Annotated in this window: 15 protein-coding genes; 11 read left to right on the forward strand and 4 right to left on the reverse strand. The window is 66.0% G+C overall.

The features are described 5' to 3' along the window. Positions 1 to 155: 155 nt before the first annotated feature. From ACZ3HV_RS40545 to ACZ3HV_RS40555, 3 genes are read left to right on the forward strand one after another with little or no spacing between them, the layout of a single operon-like run. Positions 156 to 377, forward strand: a complete 222-nt coding sequence (locus ACZ3HV_RS40545; RefSeq protein ID WP_465692790.1) for a hypothetical protein — start codon at positions 156 to 158, stop codon at positions 375 to 377. Positions 378 to 379: 2 nt separating this feature from the next. Continuing rightward, entirely contained in the window at positions 380 to 2,548 is a 2,169-nt protein-coding gene (locus tag ACZ3HV_RS40550; RefSeq protein WP_465692792.1) for a hypothetical protein, read from the forward strand. Then, positions 2,508 to 2,858, forward strand: a complete 351-nt coding sequence (locus tag ACZ3HV_RS40555) for a hypothetical protein (RefSeq protein ID WP_465692794.1) — start codon at positions 2,508 to 2,510, stop codon at positions 2,856 to 2,858. Before ACZ3HV_RS40550 ends, ACZ3HV_RS40555 begins: the two co-directional genes overlap by 41 nt. 569 nt (positions 2,859 to 3,427) lie before the next feature. On the opposite strand, the gene ACZ3HV_RS40560 is transcribed toward ACZ3HV_RS40555, so the two are convergent. The 4 genes from ACZ3HV_RS40560 to ACZ3HV_RS40575 all read right to left on the reverse strand — a co-directional run bounded on the left by ACZ3HV_RS40560 (position 3,428) and on the right by ACZ3HV_RS40575 (position 6,276). Beyond that, on the reverse strand, positions 3,428 to 4,564 hold the full coding sequence (locus ACZ3HV_RS40560) for a methyltransferase domain-containing protein (protein ID WP_465692795.1): 1,137 nt from the start codon (positions 4,562 to 4,564) through the stop codon (positions 3,428 to 3,430). 4 nt (positions 4,565 to 4,568) lie between these two features. Further along, positions 4,569 to 5,516, reverse strand: a complete 948-nt coding sequence (gene tgmB / locus ACZ3HV_RS40565; RefSeq protein WP_465692797.1) for an ATP-grasp ribosomal peptide maturase — start codon at positions 5,514 to 5,516, stop codon at positions 4,569 to 4,571. Between the two features lie 2 nt (positions 5,517 to 5,518). Then, the gene (locus ACZ3HV_RS40570; protein WP_465692799.1) at positions 5,519 to 5,749 is read right to left on the reverse strand and encodes a hypothetical protein; all 231 of its coding nucleotides are present in this window, start codon (positions 5,747 to 5,749) and stop codon (positions 5,519 to 5,521) included. A gap of 251 nt (positions 5,750 to 6,000) precedes the next feature. Next, on the reverse strand, positions 6,001 to 6,276 hold the full coding sequence (locus tag ACZ3HV_RS40575) for a hypothetical protein (RefSeq protein ID WP_465692801.1): 276 nt from the start codon (positions 6,274 to 6,276) through the stop codon (positions 6,001 to 6,003). A gap of 150 nt (positions 6,277 to 6,426) precedes the next feature. On the opposite strand from ACZ3HV_RS40575, the gene ACZ3HV_RS40580 reads away from it, so the two are divergent. The 8 genes from ACZ3HV_RS40580 to ACZ3HV_RS40615 all read left to right on the forward strand — a co-directional run bounded on the left by ACZ3HV_RS40580 (position 6,427) and on the right by ACZ3HV_RS40615 (position 15,700). Beyond that, positions 6,427 to 7,677: a helix-turn-helix transcriptional regulator gene (locus ACZ3HV_RS40580; RefSeq protein WP_465692802.1), complete on the forward strand. Its 1,251-nt coding sequence runs from the start codon at positions 6,427 to 6,429 to the stop codon at positions 7,675 to 7,677. Continuing rightward, a complete protein-coding gene (locus ACZ3HV_RS40585) occupies positions 7,674 to 8,231 on the forward strand; it encodes a hypothetical protein (protein WP_465692803.1) in 558 nt (185 codons plus the stop codon). The genes ACZ3HV_RS40580 and ACZ3HV_RS40585 overlap by 4 nt, the downstream gene beginning before the upstream one ends. 195 nt (positions 8,232 to 8,426) lie before the next feature. Continuing rightward, positions 8,427 to 10,220 carry a recombinase family protein gene (locus tag ACZ3HV_RS40590; RefSeq protein ID WP_465692805.1) on the forward strand — a complete coding sequence of 598 codons (1,794 nt, stop codon included), beginning with the start codon at positions 8,427 to 8,429 and terminating at the stop codon, positions 10,218 to 10,220. Positions 10,221 to 10,419: 199 nt separating this feature from the next. Continuing rightward, entirely contained in the window at positions 10,420 to 10,980 is a 561-nt protein-coding gene (locus ACZ3HV_RS40595) for a hypothetical protein (protein ID WP_465692806.1), read from the forward strand. After that, positions 10,953 to 11,549: a copper resistance CopC family protein gene (locus tag ACZ3HV_RS40600; RefSeq protein WP_465692808.1), complete on the forward strand. Its 597-nt coding sequence runs from the start codon at positions 10,953 to 10,955 to the stop codon at positions 11,547 to 11,549. The genes ACZ3HV_RS40595 and ACZ3HV_RS40600 overlap by 28 nt, the downstream gene beginning before the upstream one ends. 7 nt (positions 11,550 to 11,556) lie before the next feature. After that, a complete protein-coding gene (locus ACZ3HV_RS40605; protein ID WP_465692810.1) occupies positions 11,557 to 12,582 on the forward strand; it encodes a DUF1702 family protein in 1,026 nt (341 codons plus the stop codon). Positions 12,583 to 12,698: 116 nt separating this feature from the next. After that, positions 12,699 to 14,663: a CRTAC1 family protein gene (locus tag ACZ3HV_RS40610; protein ID WP_465692812.1), complete on the forward strand. Its 1,965-nt coding sequence runs from the start codon at positions 12,699 to 12,701 to the stop codon at positions 14,661 to 14,663. Further along, the gene (locus ACZ3HV_RS40615; RefSeq protein WP_465692814.1) at positions 14,660 to 15,700 is read left to right on the forward strand and encodes a hypothetical protein; all 1,041 of its coding nucleotides are present in this window, start codon (positions 14,660 to 14,662) and stop codon (positions 15,698 to 15,700) included. Before ACZ3HV_RS40610 ends, ACZ3HV_RS40615 begins: the two co-directional genes overlap by 4 nt. Positions 15,701 to 15,753 lie beyond the last annotated feature (53 nt).

The raw sequence follows: 15,753 nt of genomic DNA on the forward strand, positions 1-15,753 counted from the left end.
CACTCCCCGGCAGGTCCACGACGAGTACCTGGAACGGCAGCTCGTAGCATAATTGGCCATTAAAAGAGCTGTCCGGAAAACGCGGGGCGCATCAGCTCGCCTCGGTGGACTCTGCCGTCGATCGGCTCGATCAGTTGGCCCAACGGATGTTGACTATGGCAGAGGCGACCAGCCGGCGCATCTCAATGGCCGCAGCGGCGTCGCCGGTTCTCGGAATGAGATCCGGCGAGGCAATCGTTGCGGAGCGGATGAGCCGTCCCAGTGACCTCGCCCAGTGCGACCGCGACGACCTCTTCGATCGTGATGCGGAACAACTCTTCGGATATCTGTGCCATCTCTCGGACGAGTGCCGCTTCGGATGGGGCGTCGCAGGATGACTGTGACGACTCGTGAAACCTGGCCCTCGCGGTCGCGATTCCAGTCCAGCCGAGAGTCTGAGGCACGGCTGTTACTCCTTGTCGACGCCTTCAGCCGGAAGTCCAAGGGCGAGCCTCGCTTCCTGGAAGGGCGGGTCAAGCTCGCGAAGCTGGACTTCCTTCTGCGCTATCCGGTCCACTTACGCAAGGTCTTAATCAAGCACGGAGTCGACGCCGACCGTCTGGAGGATCTCGAGGAGAACGACGCTCCTCTGGACAACAGGATGATGCGGTATCGCTACGGCCCCTGGGATCCGTCGTACTATGCGGTGCTCGGCTCGCTGATCGGCAGAGGGCTGGTCGAAGTCGAACCGTTGCCGGGATCGGGCGGTTTCGGCTATCGCACGACTGCCCTGGGGGCCGGACTCGCCGAACAGCTTCTCGCCGACGAGATCTTCCTCAAGATCGGTGACCGCGCCAAAATTGCTACGTCGGTGTCTGGACAAGTCGGGGCGGACGCTGATGGGCTACGTCTACGAGGTTCCCGAGGTGGCGGACGCGACGTGGCTGGACGACATCCGATGACGAGCCAAGAGCCTGCTGGGCCTACGTCGTCGCACCGCCTCGAGCTGGAGTCGGTGGAGCTGGTCGGCGGTGGGCGAAAAGTCCCGTTCCATCCCGGTCTCAACATCATCCAGGGCGACATCACCAGCGGGAAGACGACCCTCGTCCGGCTTATCAGTGCCCTGCTCGGGCCGATGCCGAGCAACCTGCCGCCGGAGGTGGAGCAGCTGACGGCGATCCGTGGTGAAGTGGTTCTCGGCAACACGGTCTGGAGCATTTATCGGCCTCGCACCACAACCAGCACGGCTCCTGTGGAGATTAGCGAAATCGTCCATGGGCGGGAGCCGTCCTCGACCCGTCTCCCGGTCACCGGCAACGGGCCGTCGTACGGCAAGTTCCTTCTTGAGCAGCTGGGCCTGCCGATCGTCAGCGTTCCTCGCGCCCGCAGCGATCCGTCCGGAGCGTTGACGCCCGTGTCCATCAGGGACTGGCTCAACTACTGCATCATCACCGGCGATGAACTCGACACCCAGGTGTTCGGGCATCTGCGGCCGTGGCGGGAGGAAAAGCGGCGCTGGGTCTTCGAGCTGGTCTACGGGTATTACGACCCGGAGTTGGCCATGTTGCGCGCCGAACTTCGGACCCTCGAACTCCAGATCCAGGAGCACCAGAAATCCGAGGCGATCAGCCAGCGGTTCCTCGCCCAGACTCCGTTCGCCAGTGCGGAGGCGCTGGACCGCGAACTGGCCGGCAGACGCCAGCAGCTCGCCGAGCTCGTGAATCGGCGCAGAAACCTCGCAGGAGGTATGGATCGATCCAGGCCGGAACTCGCCAGGATCCGTGCCGAGCTGCTCGCTGCGAGAACCCGGTTTGCAGCGCTGTCGGAGCAGTTGTCGGGGCTCGCCGCCCAGGCGAGCGACCTGGCTGATCTCGAGCAGCAGTTGCGGGCACAGTCAGCGCGATTGACGCGCGCCATCGTGGCCGACGAGCTGCTAGTTGATTTTGACTTCGTTGTCTGTCCACGCTGCGGCCAAGGAGTGAGTCCAGGGCGGGCCGAGGACGGGCACTGCTATCTGTGCTTCCAAGAGCCCCGGCCGGCGCCGTCCACCTCGGCGCTGCTCGCCGAGCAGGAACGCATCGCCAGCCAGATTGAGGAGACCACGGACGTCCTCCGCGAGCGTCTCGCGGCTCGAGGTCAGCTCGAGGCGGAGCGGTCGGCGCTCGACGCCGAGATCATTGAGCTGTCGCGCCGGCTCGACGAGGGCACGTCGATATTCATCTCCGACCGGTCGTCGCAGCTTCAGCAAGAGGCGGCGGAGCAGGCGACACTCGAGGCCGACATCCGGCGGCTAACTGAGTACAGTGAGCTGGTCCACCGCTACCAGGCGAGTCTGTCCGACCGTGAGGCACTCCGGCGGGAGGCGGATGCCGTGGAGGAGCGGATCCGGGCCTATGGGATCAAGCGTGTCGATGCCGAGGGGCAACGTACGAGCGCTCGAGCAGCGCTGCTTGCAATATCTGCGAGAGCTGCGCATCCCGGACTTCTCTCCGGCCGAGCTCCAGGTCCACATCAACCGGAGTACCTACTTGCCCGAGGTGTCTGGCCGAGCCTTCGAGACGCTGTCTAGTCAGGGCCTCAAAACCCTGGTCAACATCGCGCACGCGCTGGCACATCACACGGTCGCAATCGACAGGGGACTGCCACTGCCCGGGCTGCTGATCTTGGACGGCATTTCCTCAAACGCGGGCCAGGAAGGTTTCGATCTGGCGCGCATCCGCGACGTTTACGACCTCCTGGCCCGCACGGCGCAGTGGTACCTCGGCCGGCTGCAGATTGTGGCCGTCGACAACGAGGTCAACAACGCCGTCAGTCTGGAGCACCGGGAATCGCTCATTCTCGGTCTCAGGCAGAGTGACCGCCTGATCCGCGGACTGTAGTGGCGAGGGGCCCGGAGCCGCCGTGCTCCGTGGCGATCAGCTCAGGACTGGGGAATCCGCTCAGCTTGATGATGGTGTCGTTGGGGGATCAGGACGGGGCGCACTCCGGGGCCGTCCCGCACTCCGCCAGAGCCTCACCCCGGATCTCCTCACGGATCGACGTTGAGTTTCTGCGTCCGGTCCGGTTCGTGATGACACCGCTCACTGCGAACTGGACCGGTGCATTCGTGGGATCAGCTGGTGACGGTGCAGGACTATCTGCTGTACGGACTCTGAGCGGTTAGCAGCCGTCTCTGTGCGCGGCTCAAGGCCTCTCGGAGGGTTTCGTTCGCCTGCTGAAGTTCGGTGACTTGGCGCTGCAGACGATCCACTTCCGCGAGCAGTACGGTCACCTGTTCGGCTTCGATTGCCTCGGCCGAGCGCACCAGTTTTCGGCTTCGCCAGTTGCGAAGGCGGCAAACACATGTGGCGAGACCCGGGTGACGCGTCTGAGGCGGAGGATCTCTGGTGCAGCAGCAGCGGCGGTCATGTGGTGGTGTTGAGCGCTGGGGCTGGTGATCTGCGGTTGGTCAGAGCTCAAGTGTCCAGTGGCCGTCGGGGCCGATGAGGGCGTTTCGATCCTCGCGGAGTTCGACGGTCATGGTGTCGAGGGGGAAACGGCCGGCGGCTGTCCACCTGGCTTGGACGCGTTGCAGGTCGTCCCATAGGCCTCGTGGGCCGCTTTGGTGGATGGTCTTGGTTTCGCTGTCGGCGCGTGCCCAGGATCCGTCGGCTGCTAGGAGCCACAGGAGTTGGCTGCCGTCGTCGCGGGTCGCGGAGCGGTTCTCGATGTCGGGGGTGTCGAGTTCGTACAGGCAACGCAGCTGCCAGTCGTCCCACAGGTCGGGTATGGGTCCTGTTAGTTGGCGGGTCTCGTCGCCTGGTTGGTCGCGGGCGGCGTTGAAGACGTGATCTAGGCGGGCTGGGTAGTCGGTTTCGCGGCGGGTGCGCATGAAGGTGGCTGGGTCTGGTTGGACGTGGCCGCGGACTACTCCGTCTGGGTGTTTGTCGGCGTTGATCATGAGCGAGGTGCCGGTGATGGTGGTGACGATCTTGCCGCCGGCGCGGAGAGCGTCTAGCCATGCCGGAGGGATGGGGCGGACGGCGACGGTGGCCATGATGCGGTCGTAGTTGGTGTCCGGTAGCGAGCCGGTGGCGTCGGCGATCTCGAGGCGTGGGGTTCGGCCGAAGTCGGCGAGGCGCTCGCGGGCGGCGTCGACGAGGTACGGGTCTAGGTCGATGCTGGTCACCTGCTTGTCGCCGAGGCGGTGTGCGAGGAGAGCTGCGGAGTAGCCGGAGCCGGTGCCGACGTCGAGCACCTGGTCGTGCTTGTGCGGGTCGAGCAGGTGGAGCATGCGCACGATCAATCCGGGCAAGGTGGACGAGGAAGTCGGGAGGCCCGTCGGACGATCGGATGTGTCCGCACGATCGGCGTGGAGCGAGCCCACGCGGGTCACCAGTGTCTCGTCGGTGTACGCCTCCGCCCACGGTTGGTCCGGCCGCGGCGTGCGAAGTCCCCAGGCGAATGGGTAGCTGTCGGGGATCGGCTCCCACCACCTCGGCACCAGTTGGTGCCGAGGTGTGGAGCTGACCGAGTCGTGCCACTCCGGTGCCGTTGCGGTTACTTCCTCGGCGAGCTTGCGAGCGGCGTCGGTCCAGTCGGTCACGGAGTCAATCGTCCTTTCCTTGGAGGGCATCGGCCATTGCTTCGATCATCGGTAGGCCGGCCTTAACAGCGAGCCAGTGCCATTGGCCGTTCGGGTTCACTTCGAAGAACACCCATCGGCCCTCTGGGGTCACGGCGAAGTCGAGCGCTCCGAAGTACAGGCCTAGCTCGTCCATCAGCAGCCGGACGCCCTTCTCGACATCAACCGGGAGCTCGATCGGATCGTAGGTGAGGGAGGGATAGTCCGTTCTCCAGTCCAGTCTGGCAGCCTCGCTTCCGGCCTGGATCGCGACCGGAAACATCCGGTGCCCGATCACTGTCAGGCGTACTTCGCATTGCTTGGGCACTCGTTCCTGGAACAGATGTGCAGTGCCGGTGAGGCTCGCGTCGATCTCGTCGGCGTGGAGCACTGTGGTCGGCAGGTAGCGATGACGCCGTTCCGCCGTGAGTACGCCACCACTGAGCCCCTTGTAGATGACCTCGTCAGCGCCGATGAACCCCCGGGCATGATCAGAATCCGAAGTGATGACCGTCCGTGGTACGTCGAGGCCGGCGCGGGCTGCCACAGCGAGCTGAACCGGTTTGTAGTTGGCGGCCGAGTCCTTGGCCGGATGATTGATCCATCGCACCGGAAGCGACCCCAGCACGCCGAGGACTCCGACGCGCGCCTCGGATACTGCGAACGCTCGTGCCTCGTCCGGCCAGCCGCTCGGCACACTGAACTCGGCGGGCCGTCGCCACCACACGGCGCTGATGGCCTCGAGTTCGACCGACCGATGAGCGGTCAGTTGCCCCTCCCAGCCTTGTGCTCCGAGGGTGGCGGCTATCTGGGACGACTGAGGGAAGTCGGATGTGTCGTAGCGGACGACCGGCGCATTCCGTCTGGTCAGTTCGTCGACGACCGCGTCCGCTGTGAGGTCGTCGCGGCAGGTCAGCACCAGGACGGTGCCCATGGTCAGTAGTTGTCAGTGGAGTTGTCCGATCCCGGGCGCTGGCCGTCGGGGATCGGCGTCTCGGTGTTCGTTTCCGGCAGAGCTGCGGCGATGGCGTGGTACGGGTTGCCGGTCGCGGACACGTTCAGCTGAAGGTTGGCGCTGTAGGTCATCGGCAGTTCCATCGGTGCCCTGTCCGGCCCGGATGCCAGGTGACGAACACCGAACGGAACGGCGGTCATCTCGTTGCTCATGATGTCTCTCCATTTCTGGTGATGGTTTGGAACGGCCGGCCCAGGACGGACTCGCTATCTCGTCCCCGCGCCGGCCGGCTTCTGGGGTGCGACCTCAGCGACTCGCTGACACCGCAGCTGCCGGCCCGGTAGGCCGTGGATTCGAAGGTTGATGACGTGCGCGTACTGCGCTGCAAGTGCTGTCGGAGCGATGTGCTCCTCGATCAAGTACTCGTCCAGCCACAGTTGAACGCGCCAGAGTTCCTGCTCAGTCATCCCTCAGGCCGGCCGGCGTCGAGCCACCGCACGACGGTGGAGCCGTTGTGGCCGTGTACTGCGAGGAGGGCGTCGAGGCCGTAGTCCCAGACGACCGTGGTGGCCCACTTGCCGCGCCATCGCAGCGCTACGGTTCCGTCCGACCACTCGACTCCCTCGGCGACGTCGCCGGTGCCGCTGACTCCGCTGACATCAACGGTGCGGCGGAGTACGAACCGGCGTGGGCCCGCGATTCGGCTGGTCGAATAGTCGGGTTGTGCATCGACTTCCATCGGAGTTCCCCTTCGAGGTCCTTGATCCCCATCAAAGAACGCGCGACTGCGGAACGTAAGGAAGAAGTTGCTACCTGTCGCTGAACGTGAACCGGAAATTTCCGGGCAGAACGCTGTCGGCCGGTGACTCGCCGTACATATCGTTGAGCTGTGAAAGGAAACCAGGCCCTGAAGGCGCGTATGGCCGAGATCGGCCTGACCCAGGCCGAATTGGCTGAGGCGGTCAACGCTGATCTTCGGCGCGCGGGCTATGGCGGCACCGTCAGCGATCGAACGGTGCGGAACTGGCTGACCGGGAAGACTCGCTGGCCACATCACCGCCAGCGCGATGCACTCTCCGCAGTCTTCGGCTGCCCGATCACGGATCTCGGTTTCCTCGCTCCGGCCGAGCCGGGGCCTGTCCCGCGGCGGCGATTCATCGGTACCTCCGCGGCGACAGTCATGGTCGCCACTGGGGCGTCGACGCAGCGCGCTGCTCAGTCCCGAGTCGGTGCTGGTGACGTCGAGCGGCTGCTCTCCAAATTCGCGCTGATCGTTGCGAGCGATCATCAGTACGGCGGAAAGCTCACCATCGAAACTCAGGCGTCCGCGCTAGCCGGTGAAGCTCTCGCTCTGCAGGCGCGGGGGACTGCGAGTCAGCGCATCCGTAGCGCGCTTTACGGCTGCGCAGCCTCATTCACGTCGAGTGCGATGTGGGCTGCCATCGACGGTCGGCGATTCGATACCGCGCAACGACACTTCGATCGCGCAGCAGGCCTGGCCACGATGTCAGGCGATCCGGCGATCCAATTCAGGATCTGGTCCCACGCCGGCAGCCTTTACCGCCACATGGCCAGGCCGATCGACGCGTTGGCTGCCAATGATGTCGCGCGTCGGTTGCCGATTGCGAGGCGAGATCCGATGTTCGCGTCACTCGGCCACGCAAGGCATGCCGCGATATTGGGGCAGACCGGTGATCACCGCGCCGTTCGTCAGGCTGTTGCCCATGCCGAAGACGCTCTGACCAGATCCGAACTCAGCGATGATCGGCCGCTCTGGCTGAACGCCTTCTACGACCAGGCAGAGTTGGAGAATCTCGCGCTGGCAGGCTACTTGGCGCTCGGCGACTATGAGGTGGCCGAGGGCCACGCTCATCGAAGCCTCGCTCTGCTGCGGCCCGGCATGCGGCGCACCCGATCGATCACCACCGCACGACTGGCCAAAGCACAGCTCGGCCAAGGCGACCTCGAGGAAGCAGTCGCGACGGCGATGTCGATCCCGCTCGAGCCGACCGGCCTGCATCCACGCATCAACTCGATGCTTCAAGACTTCAGCAGCACACTGCAGATCGCTGCACCATCGAGCGACCCGGCAACCGCCTGGGATCAGTACGCACACGACTCATTGAGGACGCTTCTGTGACCCCTGACGGTATTGCGTTGCGCCATTCCACCGTGATCGACGATGTGTGGAGCACGATGATCGAGGTGTACGCCGACGTGCGCGCTGATCAACTGCATCTGCCGCACTACTCGGTCGAGCGATTCGGCGAACAGCTTGCGCGGCACGCATCCGATCCCGGATGGGAAGTTGTCATCGGCTACGACGCGGACGAACCTGTCGGGTTTGCTTACGCAAACAGCCTCACGCCAGACGACCGCTGGTGGCGCCGGATGACTACTCCGCTGCCTGACGGCTGTGCGGATACGTCGACCGTGGCGGTGAAGGAGATCATGCTGCGCAAGCCGTGGCGGGGTCAGGGGATCGCCCTGCTGATCCACGACGAGCTCCTCCGCGATCGTCCCGAGGAGCAGGTGTCGTTGCTGGTCAACGCATTGAACGGCGACGGGAAGGTCAAGGCCCTATACGAATCTTGGGGCTATGAGCCGATCAGTACTCAGCAGCCGTCGGTCGATGGCCCGGTCCTGACAGCCATGCTCCGGCGAACTCACCTCAGGGCCGGAGACGTTGAGTAGCGTTGAGAAGCTTGATTACTGTGCGTAGCTCATGCGTTGAGCAGGCATGGAGAAGCCAGATGTGGACGGTGTGGGTGAGGATCCGCAGATTCGGGTGAGGCTGCCGGGCAGGTCGCCGGTGCTATATCCACAGGCTGCTCGTGTGTTGCGCCGGATCGTTCTTCGACTGGCCCGGTCGAAGCGCAGGTGGGCATCTTGAGCGGCGACGAGTGGGCGACGCTGGACGAACTGCTTGGTCTCGAGGCACTGGAAGCCCGTCCGACTAGTGAGGTCGGGATCGGACGGTTGGCCTTCTATGGACGTTGCTCGACTGAAGACAACCAGGATCCGCGGACCTCGCTGGCGTGGCAGATGGGGGAAGCAAGTCGCTTCGTTGAGCCGCTCGGCGGCGAGATTGTGGAGCAGTTCTTCGACATCGGGCAGTCTCGGTCGCTGCCGTGGGAGCGTCGCGGCGAGGCCGGCAGGTTGCTGCAGGAGTTGAAGAATCCGCAGCGTGGCTGGGATGGGTTGGTTGTGGGCGAGGCGACTCGTTGTTGGTACAGCAATCAGTTCAGCCTGACCTGGCCGAAGTTCCATCGGTACGGCGTCGCGCTGTGGATCCCGAGTCTCGGTGGGCAGTTCGATCCCGAGAACACGGTGCACGACATGGCGATGACGATCACGGGCGGCTTGTCGAAGTCGGAACGGCAGCATGTACAGCGCAGGGTTCGGGCCGCGATGGCGGCGCAGGTCGTGATGGACGGGCGGTACCAAGGCGGTCGAGCGCCGTACGGATATGTGGTCGTTGACGCAGGCCCCCATCCGAATCCGCGGAAGGCTCAGGAGGGTTGTCGGCTTCGGGCGCTGGCTGTCGACGAGGAGGCGGCGGCTGTTGTCGAGCGAATCTTCGAGCTCTACCTCGGTGGGTTGGGGCTGAAGTCAATCGCCGAGACGCTCAACCGCGAAGGTGTTCCTTGCCCGTCTGCCCATACTTCGCAGCAGAACCGGCATCGGAGGGGCGATGGCTGGCAACACAGCACCGTGAAGGCGATCCTCGAGAATCCCCGGTACACAGGCTTCGCTATCTACGGCCGATGGCGGAAGGTCGAGGAGTTGCTGGATCCCGACGATGTGGCAGCGGGACACGTTGTGCGCTTCCGGCGTTCGCCGCAGTCGAAGATCGTACGGTCGCGTGAGCCGGCGCACCCCGCGATCGTCTCGGTGGACGTCTTCACGCGGGTGCAGTTGGAGATCCGTGCTCGTCGAGGCGCGGATATGGCGGCCCGGGCGTCCCAGCCCCGGACGCGGATCGGGCCGAAGTCGGCGTACCTGTTCCGAGGAGCCATCTGCTGTGCGACGTGCGGGCGGAAGATGGTGGGCGCTCGACGAAAGCATGCGATGTTCTACCGGTGTGCAGCGAGAACATCGATCCCTGGATCGAGCGCAGCCCTGGGTCATCCGCCGACCGTCTACGTCCGAGAGGATCAGCTCTCCCGCGGCGTGAATGAATGGATTGCAGGTCTCTTCAGCCCCGACAATCTTGATGAGACTGTTGCAGTCCTCGTTGGCGCCCAGGACGTCGAGGACCCGACAGAGGCGACCGAGCGAGTCCTCCGGGAACGGATCGCTGCCGCGGAAGCGAGCATGAACCGACTGCAACGGGCCTTGGAGGCTGGTTGGGATCCCGAGACCCTGACGAACCAGTACAACGCGGCCGTGGCCGAGAAGAAGGCGGCTCTGGCGGGACTTGAAGCGCTCGAGTCGGCCGAGCGTCTGAGTCCTGCGGATATCCGCGCGATGCTCGACGAGCTCGGCGCCATGAAGACGGTGTTGGATCACGCGGATCGAGCGGATCTGGCCGAGCTGTATGGCACCCTGGCCTTGGAAGTGTCCTATAACCACAAAACGCGGGTGGCTGATGTTTCCATCAATCCAACTCCGCGTGTGGTTAGCCTGCGTGTCCGAGGTCGGATACGCACCTTAACCACACGCCTCGGCTTAGCCAGCTGAACTGGATCCGGACCTCGTGCGCGGACTGATTTCTGTCCATCAGCCTCCGAAGGAGCGCCGCGGCAGGTCATCCCGGCTCTCCGGGTGTTCTTCAAGGCATAGCCCAGGGCAGCACCCTGGGAGGTGACCGGGACATGGGCCCGACCTGATCGTGGAACGGCGCCGAGTGGCGTGGTTCTTGATGGTTGGGGAGGACTCTGTGGCCACGATCGCGAATGACCGTCGGCAGTCGGTCGGCTGGATGAATGGGGCTGGGCATCGGCTGACCCTCGGTATGTTCATGTTCGTCGTGCTGGCGCACTGGGCCGAGCACCTGGTGCAGGCCGCTCAGATCTGGGTCTTCGACATGCCGCGGCCGCAGGCGCGCGGGGTCCTCGGCCAGTTCTACCCGTGGCTGGTGTCGTCCGAGACACTGCACTACGGGTACGCGATCGTGATGCTGATCGGGTTGTTCGCGCTGCGCAACGGCTTCGCGGGACGCGGCAGGGCCTGGTGGACGGTGGCGCTGGCCATCCAGTTCTGGCACCACATCGAGCATCTGCTGCTGCTGATCCAGGCGCAGACCCAGCATTTCCTGTTCGGTGGGTCGGTTCCGGTCAGCATCCTGCAGCAGTTCTATCCGCGGGTGGAACTGCATCTGTTCTACAACACGGTCGTGTTCGTCCCGATGGTGATCGCGATGTACTTCCACCTGCGGCCCAAGGAGTCGGAGCGGGCGCTGACCGTCTGCGGGTGCGCCCGCGAGCGGGCAGCGGTCTGACGGCCATGGCCCGATCCGCCTGGGGACAGCTCGCGGTGGGGGCCGGGGCGGTGGTCGTCCTCGCGATCGGCCTGCTGATGCTGGCCGGTCGCGTGGCCGGCCCCGGCCTCGGATCGGTCTCGCCGGCCGACGGTGCCGCGTTCCGCGACCCTCCCGGCCAGGTGTCGCTCACGTTCGACCGGGCCGTGCAGCCCGAACAGGTCCACATCGAGGTCACTGACAGCCGCGGCGAGCCGGTCCCGTCGGGCGCGCCGGTGACCGCCGGTGCGGCGATCACCGAGTCACTGACCTTGCAGGACGACGGCGACTACGTCCTGGACTACCACGTGATCCTGGCCGACGGCCGCGCCGTGTCCGGCACCAACCGATTCCGGGTCTCTTCTGCCCTGCCCGCGGACTCGCTCCCCGGTGATCGGACCCCGCAGGCCGGGACCGGTCACAATCACGAACACTTCGGCGACGACCCGCTCAACGTCGTCCTCATCGTCGTCGCCGGGGTGGCCGTCGCCGCCCTGCTGACCATGCTGTTCCACCGGCCTCAACCCCGTCGACCAGTGGCAGAGGAGTAGCCAACTCATGAACACCCTCCGAGTGCTCCGGCGCAAGATCATGACTCCCGACCGGTCCGCCACCCGCATGGCGGTGCGCGGATTCCATGTCAAGAACGCCGAGGCGCGAGCGCTGCTGGAGTCCGTCGGCAGCTCGTTCCTGGACGGTTTCGAGTACGCCGCGGAGGCACGGACCCCGGCCGCGGCCGAAGCCCCGCTGGCGACCGTACCGACCCGGTTCCGCGGGTTCGCCCATGAGGGCGCCGCGATGGCCTTCGCGGTCCGCGACGCCCTCAACCCGGCCGGCGGCCGCAACGTCGAGCGGTTCCTGGCCGGGGCGGGGGCCGACCACGTCTACATGGCGTACGTCGGGGTCGGCTGGGCGATGGCGCGGGTCTCGCGCATCAGGTGGTCGACCCTGCACTCGCCCGATCCGTTGCTGCGCTGGCTGGTACTCGACGGCTACGGCTTTCACCAGGCGTACTTCAGGACCGAACGCTACGTCTACGATCTTTACGAGGACACCTCGATGCCGTGGGCAACGGTGACCGCGCGGGACTACGCCTCCCGGGCCACCGACCAGGGCGTCGGCCGCGCGCTGTGGTTCGTCGGCGGTACCGACGTGGAGGTCGTGACCAGCCTGGTCGAGCGCTATCCGCGCCGGCGGTGGGCGGATCTGTACAGCGGAATCGGGCTCGCCGCCACGTACGCCGGTGGCGCCACCGAGGCCGAGTTGACCGCGCTGTGGAATCACGCGGCGGACTACCGGCCGCAGATCGCGCAGGGTGCCGCCTTCGGAGCCGCCGCGCGGGCCAAGGCCGGTCTGGTCTGCCCACACAACGAGCTGGCCACGCAGATCTTCTGCGGTCAGCCGGTCGCACTGGCGCAGAAGGTGACCGACGAGGCACTGGTCGGTCTGCCGGCCGACGGCATCGTCCCGGCGTACGAGGTCTGGCGGCAGCGGATCGCGGCGGCCTTCGCGCGGCTCGGCCACTACGCACCTGCCGGCACCGATCAGAAGACCGGCACCGGCCAGGAGGAGCGGGCCTCCTGAGCACCGTGTGAGAAGCCGTCCTTCGGTGATCCGAGCAGGCTTTCCCCCGGGCGGGACATGGCCGCCTACCCCACCTGGCGCCGACCGGCGCCAACCCGTCGAGATGCGAGGATCCGATGCGATCGAGCCCAGTCGCGGTAGTCCGCCGACTCGCCCCAGCCCTCTTTGTGATCATCCTGACCGCCGCGCTGTTCGTGGCCGCTCAGCGACCCACGGTCTCTGCAGCCAACCAGGCCAAGCTGGCCGGGCAGTTCCGGTTCACCGAACTGCCGATCGCCCTGCCGGACAACCTGTCGCACAGGTCGGTCCGGGTGGTGAACCCCCAGTACGAGCACATCAGGTCCTGGATCTCGTCGGTCGGCGCCGCCATCTCGGTCAACGACCTGGACGGTCAGGGCGTGGCCAACGATCTGTGCCTGGTCGACACCCGCTCGGACTCGGTGATCGTCACCCCGGCCCCGGCCGGTGGCGAGAAGTACAGGCCGTTCGTGCTCGATCCGGCGCCCCTGCCGATGTCCGCCGTGATCGCGCCGATGGGGTGCGTCCCCGGCGACTACAACGGCGACGGCTGGACCGACTTGCTGGTCTACTACTGGGGTCGCACGCCGGTGGTGTTCCTGCACCGCGGGCAGCCCGGGGTCCTGGCGTTGGCGAACTACCTGCCGACCGAGTTGATCGCACCGTCCACCGCGCCCGACGGCACCTACCAGGGCAAGCAGTGGAACACGAACGCGGTGGCGGTCGCGGACTTCGACGGTGACGGGCATCCCGACATCGGTGTCTTCAACTACTTCCCGGAGAGCGGCGTCTTGGACCCGAACGGGCAGCCCAACGTCCAGATGAACCACTCGATGTCGCGGGCGACGAACGCCGGCGGCGCGCACATCCTGCGCTGGACGGGCGCGACCGCGACCTCGGTGTCCTACCAGACGCAGCCGGCCATCGACCCGAAGTACGCGACCGGCTGGACGCTGGGCGCCGGCTCGGCGGACCTGGACGGCGATCTGCTGCCGGAGCTCTATCTGGCCAACGACTTCGGCCAGGACCGGATGTTCCACAACCGGTCGACCCCGGGAAAGATCAGGTTCGAGCTGGTGGAGGGCCGGCGGACCCCGCTGACACCCAAGTCGCTGGTGGTGGGGCACGACTCGTTCAAGGGGATGGGGATCGAGTTCGGCGACCTGGACGGCAACGGCCAGTTCGACGCGTTCGTCAGCAATATCACCACCTCCTGGGGGCTGGAAGAGAGCAATCTGGTCTGGATGAACACCCAGACCAGCGAGGCCGGCGCCAAGTCCGAGCTGGACCGGGGCGCCGCGCCGTTCCGCAACGAGGCAGGCAAGCTCGACATGGCCTGGGTCGGCTGGGGCTGGGACGCCAAGATGGCCGATTTCGACAACAGCGGCCGGCTGGCCGTCGTCCAGGCGGTCGGCTTCGTCCAGGGCGACATCAACCGGTTCAACTGGCTCCAAGAGCTTGCTATGGGCAACGACCTCCTGCTGGCGAACCCGGACATGTGGCCCAAGGCCGAGCCGGGTGACGACATCGCCGGGCACCAGCCGATGGCGTTCTGGATCCGGGACGGCAACGGCAGGTACGTGAACGTCAGCGCGAACCTCGGGATGACCGACCAGACTCCGACGCGGGGGATCGCGGTCGGCGACACCGACGGCGACGGCGGCCAGGACTTCGCCATCGCGCGGCAGTGGGGCGCACCGGCGTTCTACCACAACGGCCACGCCGGCAGCGGCGACTTCCTCGGCCTGCGGCTGTACCGGCCGGCCACCGGCAGCGGCGCCGCGAGCGGGCCGACCGGCACTCCGGCGTACGGGGCCAAGGTGGTGGTCACCAGCGCGGATGGCCACCGCCAGGTCGCCCAGCTCGACGGCGGTGGCGGTCACTCCGGCAAGCGCAGCTTCGACGTGTTCTTCGGTCTGGGCGAGTCCGGCGCCAAGCCGGTGTCGGCCGAGATCAGTTGGCGGGACCTGCAGGGCGAACCACACCGGCAGACGGTCGACCTGACCGCCGGCTGGCACAACCTGATGCTGACCGACCAGGTCAAGGAGGTAGCGGCGAAATGACGACGGCGGGCAGTGTCTCCAGCGGCGGATCCGAGGGGACCGCCCTCTCATCCCTCATCCTTCCACCAGCGGTCAAGAAGGTGCCGGTACCTCCTGTGCTGCAGGCCGTCGCCGACAGGCGGGTCGGCCTGCCGCCCCGGATCGACAGCCGTGACCCGCGGTACCTGGCGCTACGCAACTTCGCCATTTCGATGAGCGTCTTCAACATCCTGGGCTACACCCTGCTCGGCTTCGAGCAGCCGTGGGCCTGGCCGTTGTTCTCGCTGGCGATCGGACTGGGGCTGGAGCTGGTGATCGCGGTGATCGCCGGCTGGGCCAACCGGCGGATGCCCGCGTTCGCCGGGCACGGCGCCTGGGGTGTGTTCACCTTCCTGCTGCCGGCCTACATCACGACGCTCGCGGTCAACATGCTGCTGTACGCGAACGACCGGTTCCTGCCGATCGCGTTCGCGGTGGTGATCGCGGTCGGTCAGAAGGCCGTCCTGGTGGCGCCGATCAACGGCCGCTGGCGGCACTTCATGAACCCGTCCAACTTCGGCATCACGACCACCCTGGTGCTCTTCTCCTGGGTCAACATCGCGCCGCCGTACCACTTCACCGAGCAGGTTCCGGACGTCATCAGGATCATGATCCCGATCATCTTGCTGACCGCCGGTACAGTGCTGAACGGCGTTCTGACCAAGAAGGTGCCGCTGATCCTGGGCTGGCTGGGCGCGTTCGTGATCCAGGCCCTGCTACGGCACTGGCTCTTGGACGTCGCGCTGTGGGGTGCCCTGACGCCGATGACCGGCGTCGCCTTCCTGCTCTTCACCAACTACATGGTGACCGACCCCGGTACGACTCCGGGCAAGCCGCGCCACCAGTTCATGTTCGGCATGAGCGTGGCGGTCGTGTACGGCGTACTGATGTCCTTCAACATCGTGTACACGCTGTTCTTCGCGACCACCCTGGTCTGCCTGGGCCGCGGCTTGATGTGGTGGCTGAAGTGGTGGCTGGACCGCCGCCGCGAGGCGGTTCCCGCAACGACCGCGAGCTGATCAGTAGCGACCCACGAAGGCCACCGTGCTCAAGCGACACGGTGGCCTTCGTC

The organism is Kribbella sp. NPDC020701, assembly GCF_055562215.1.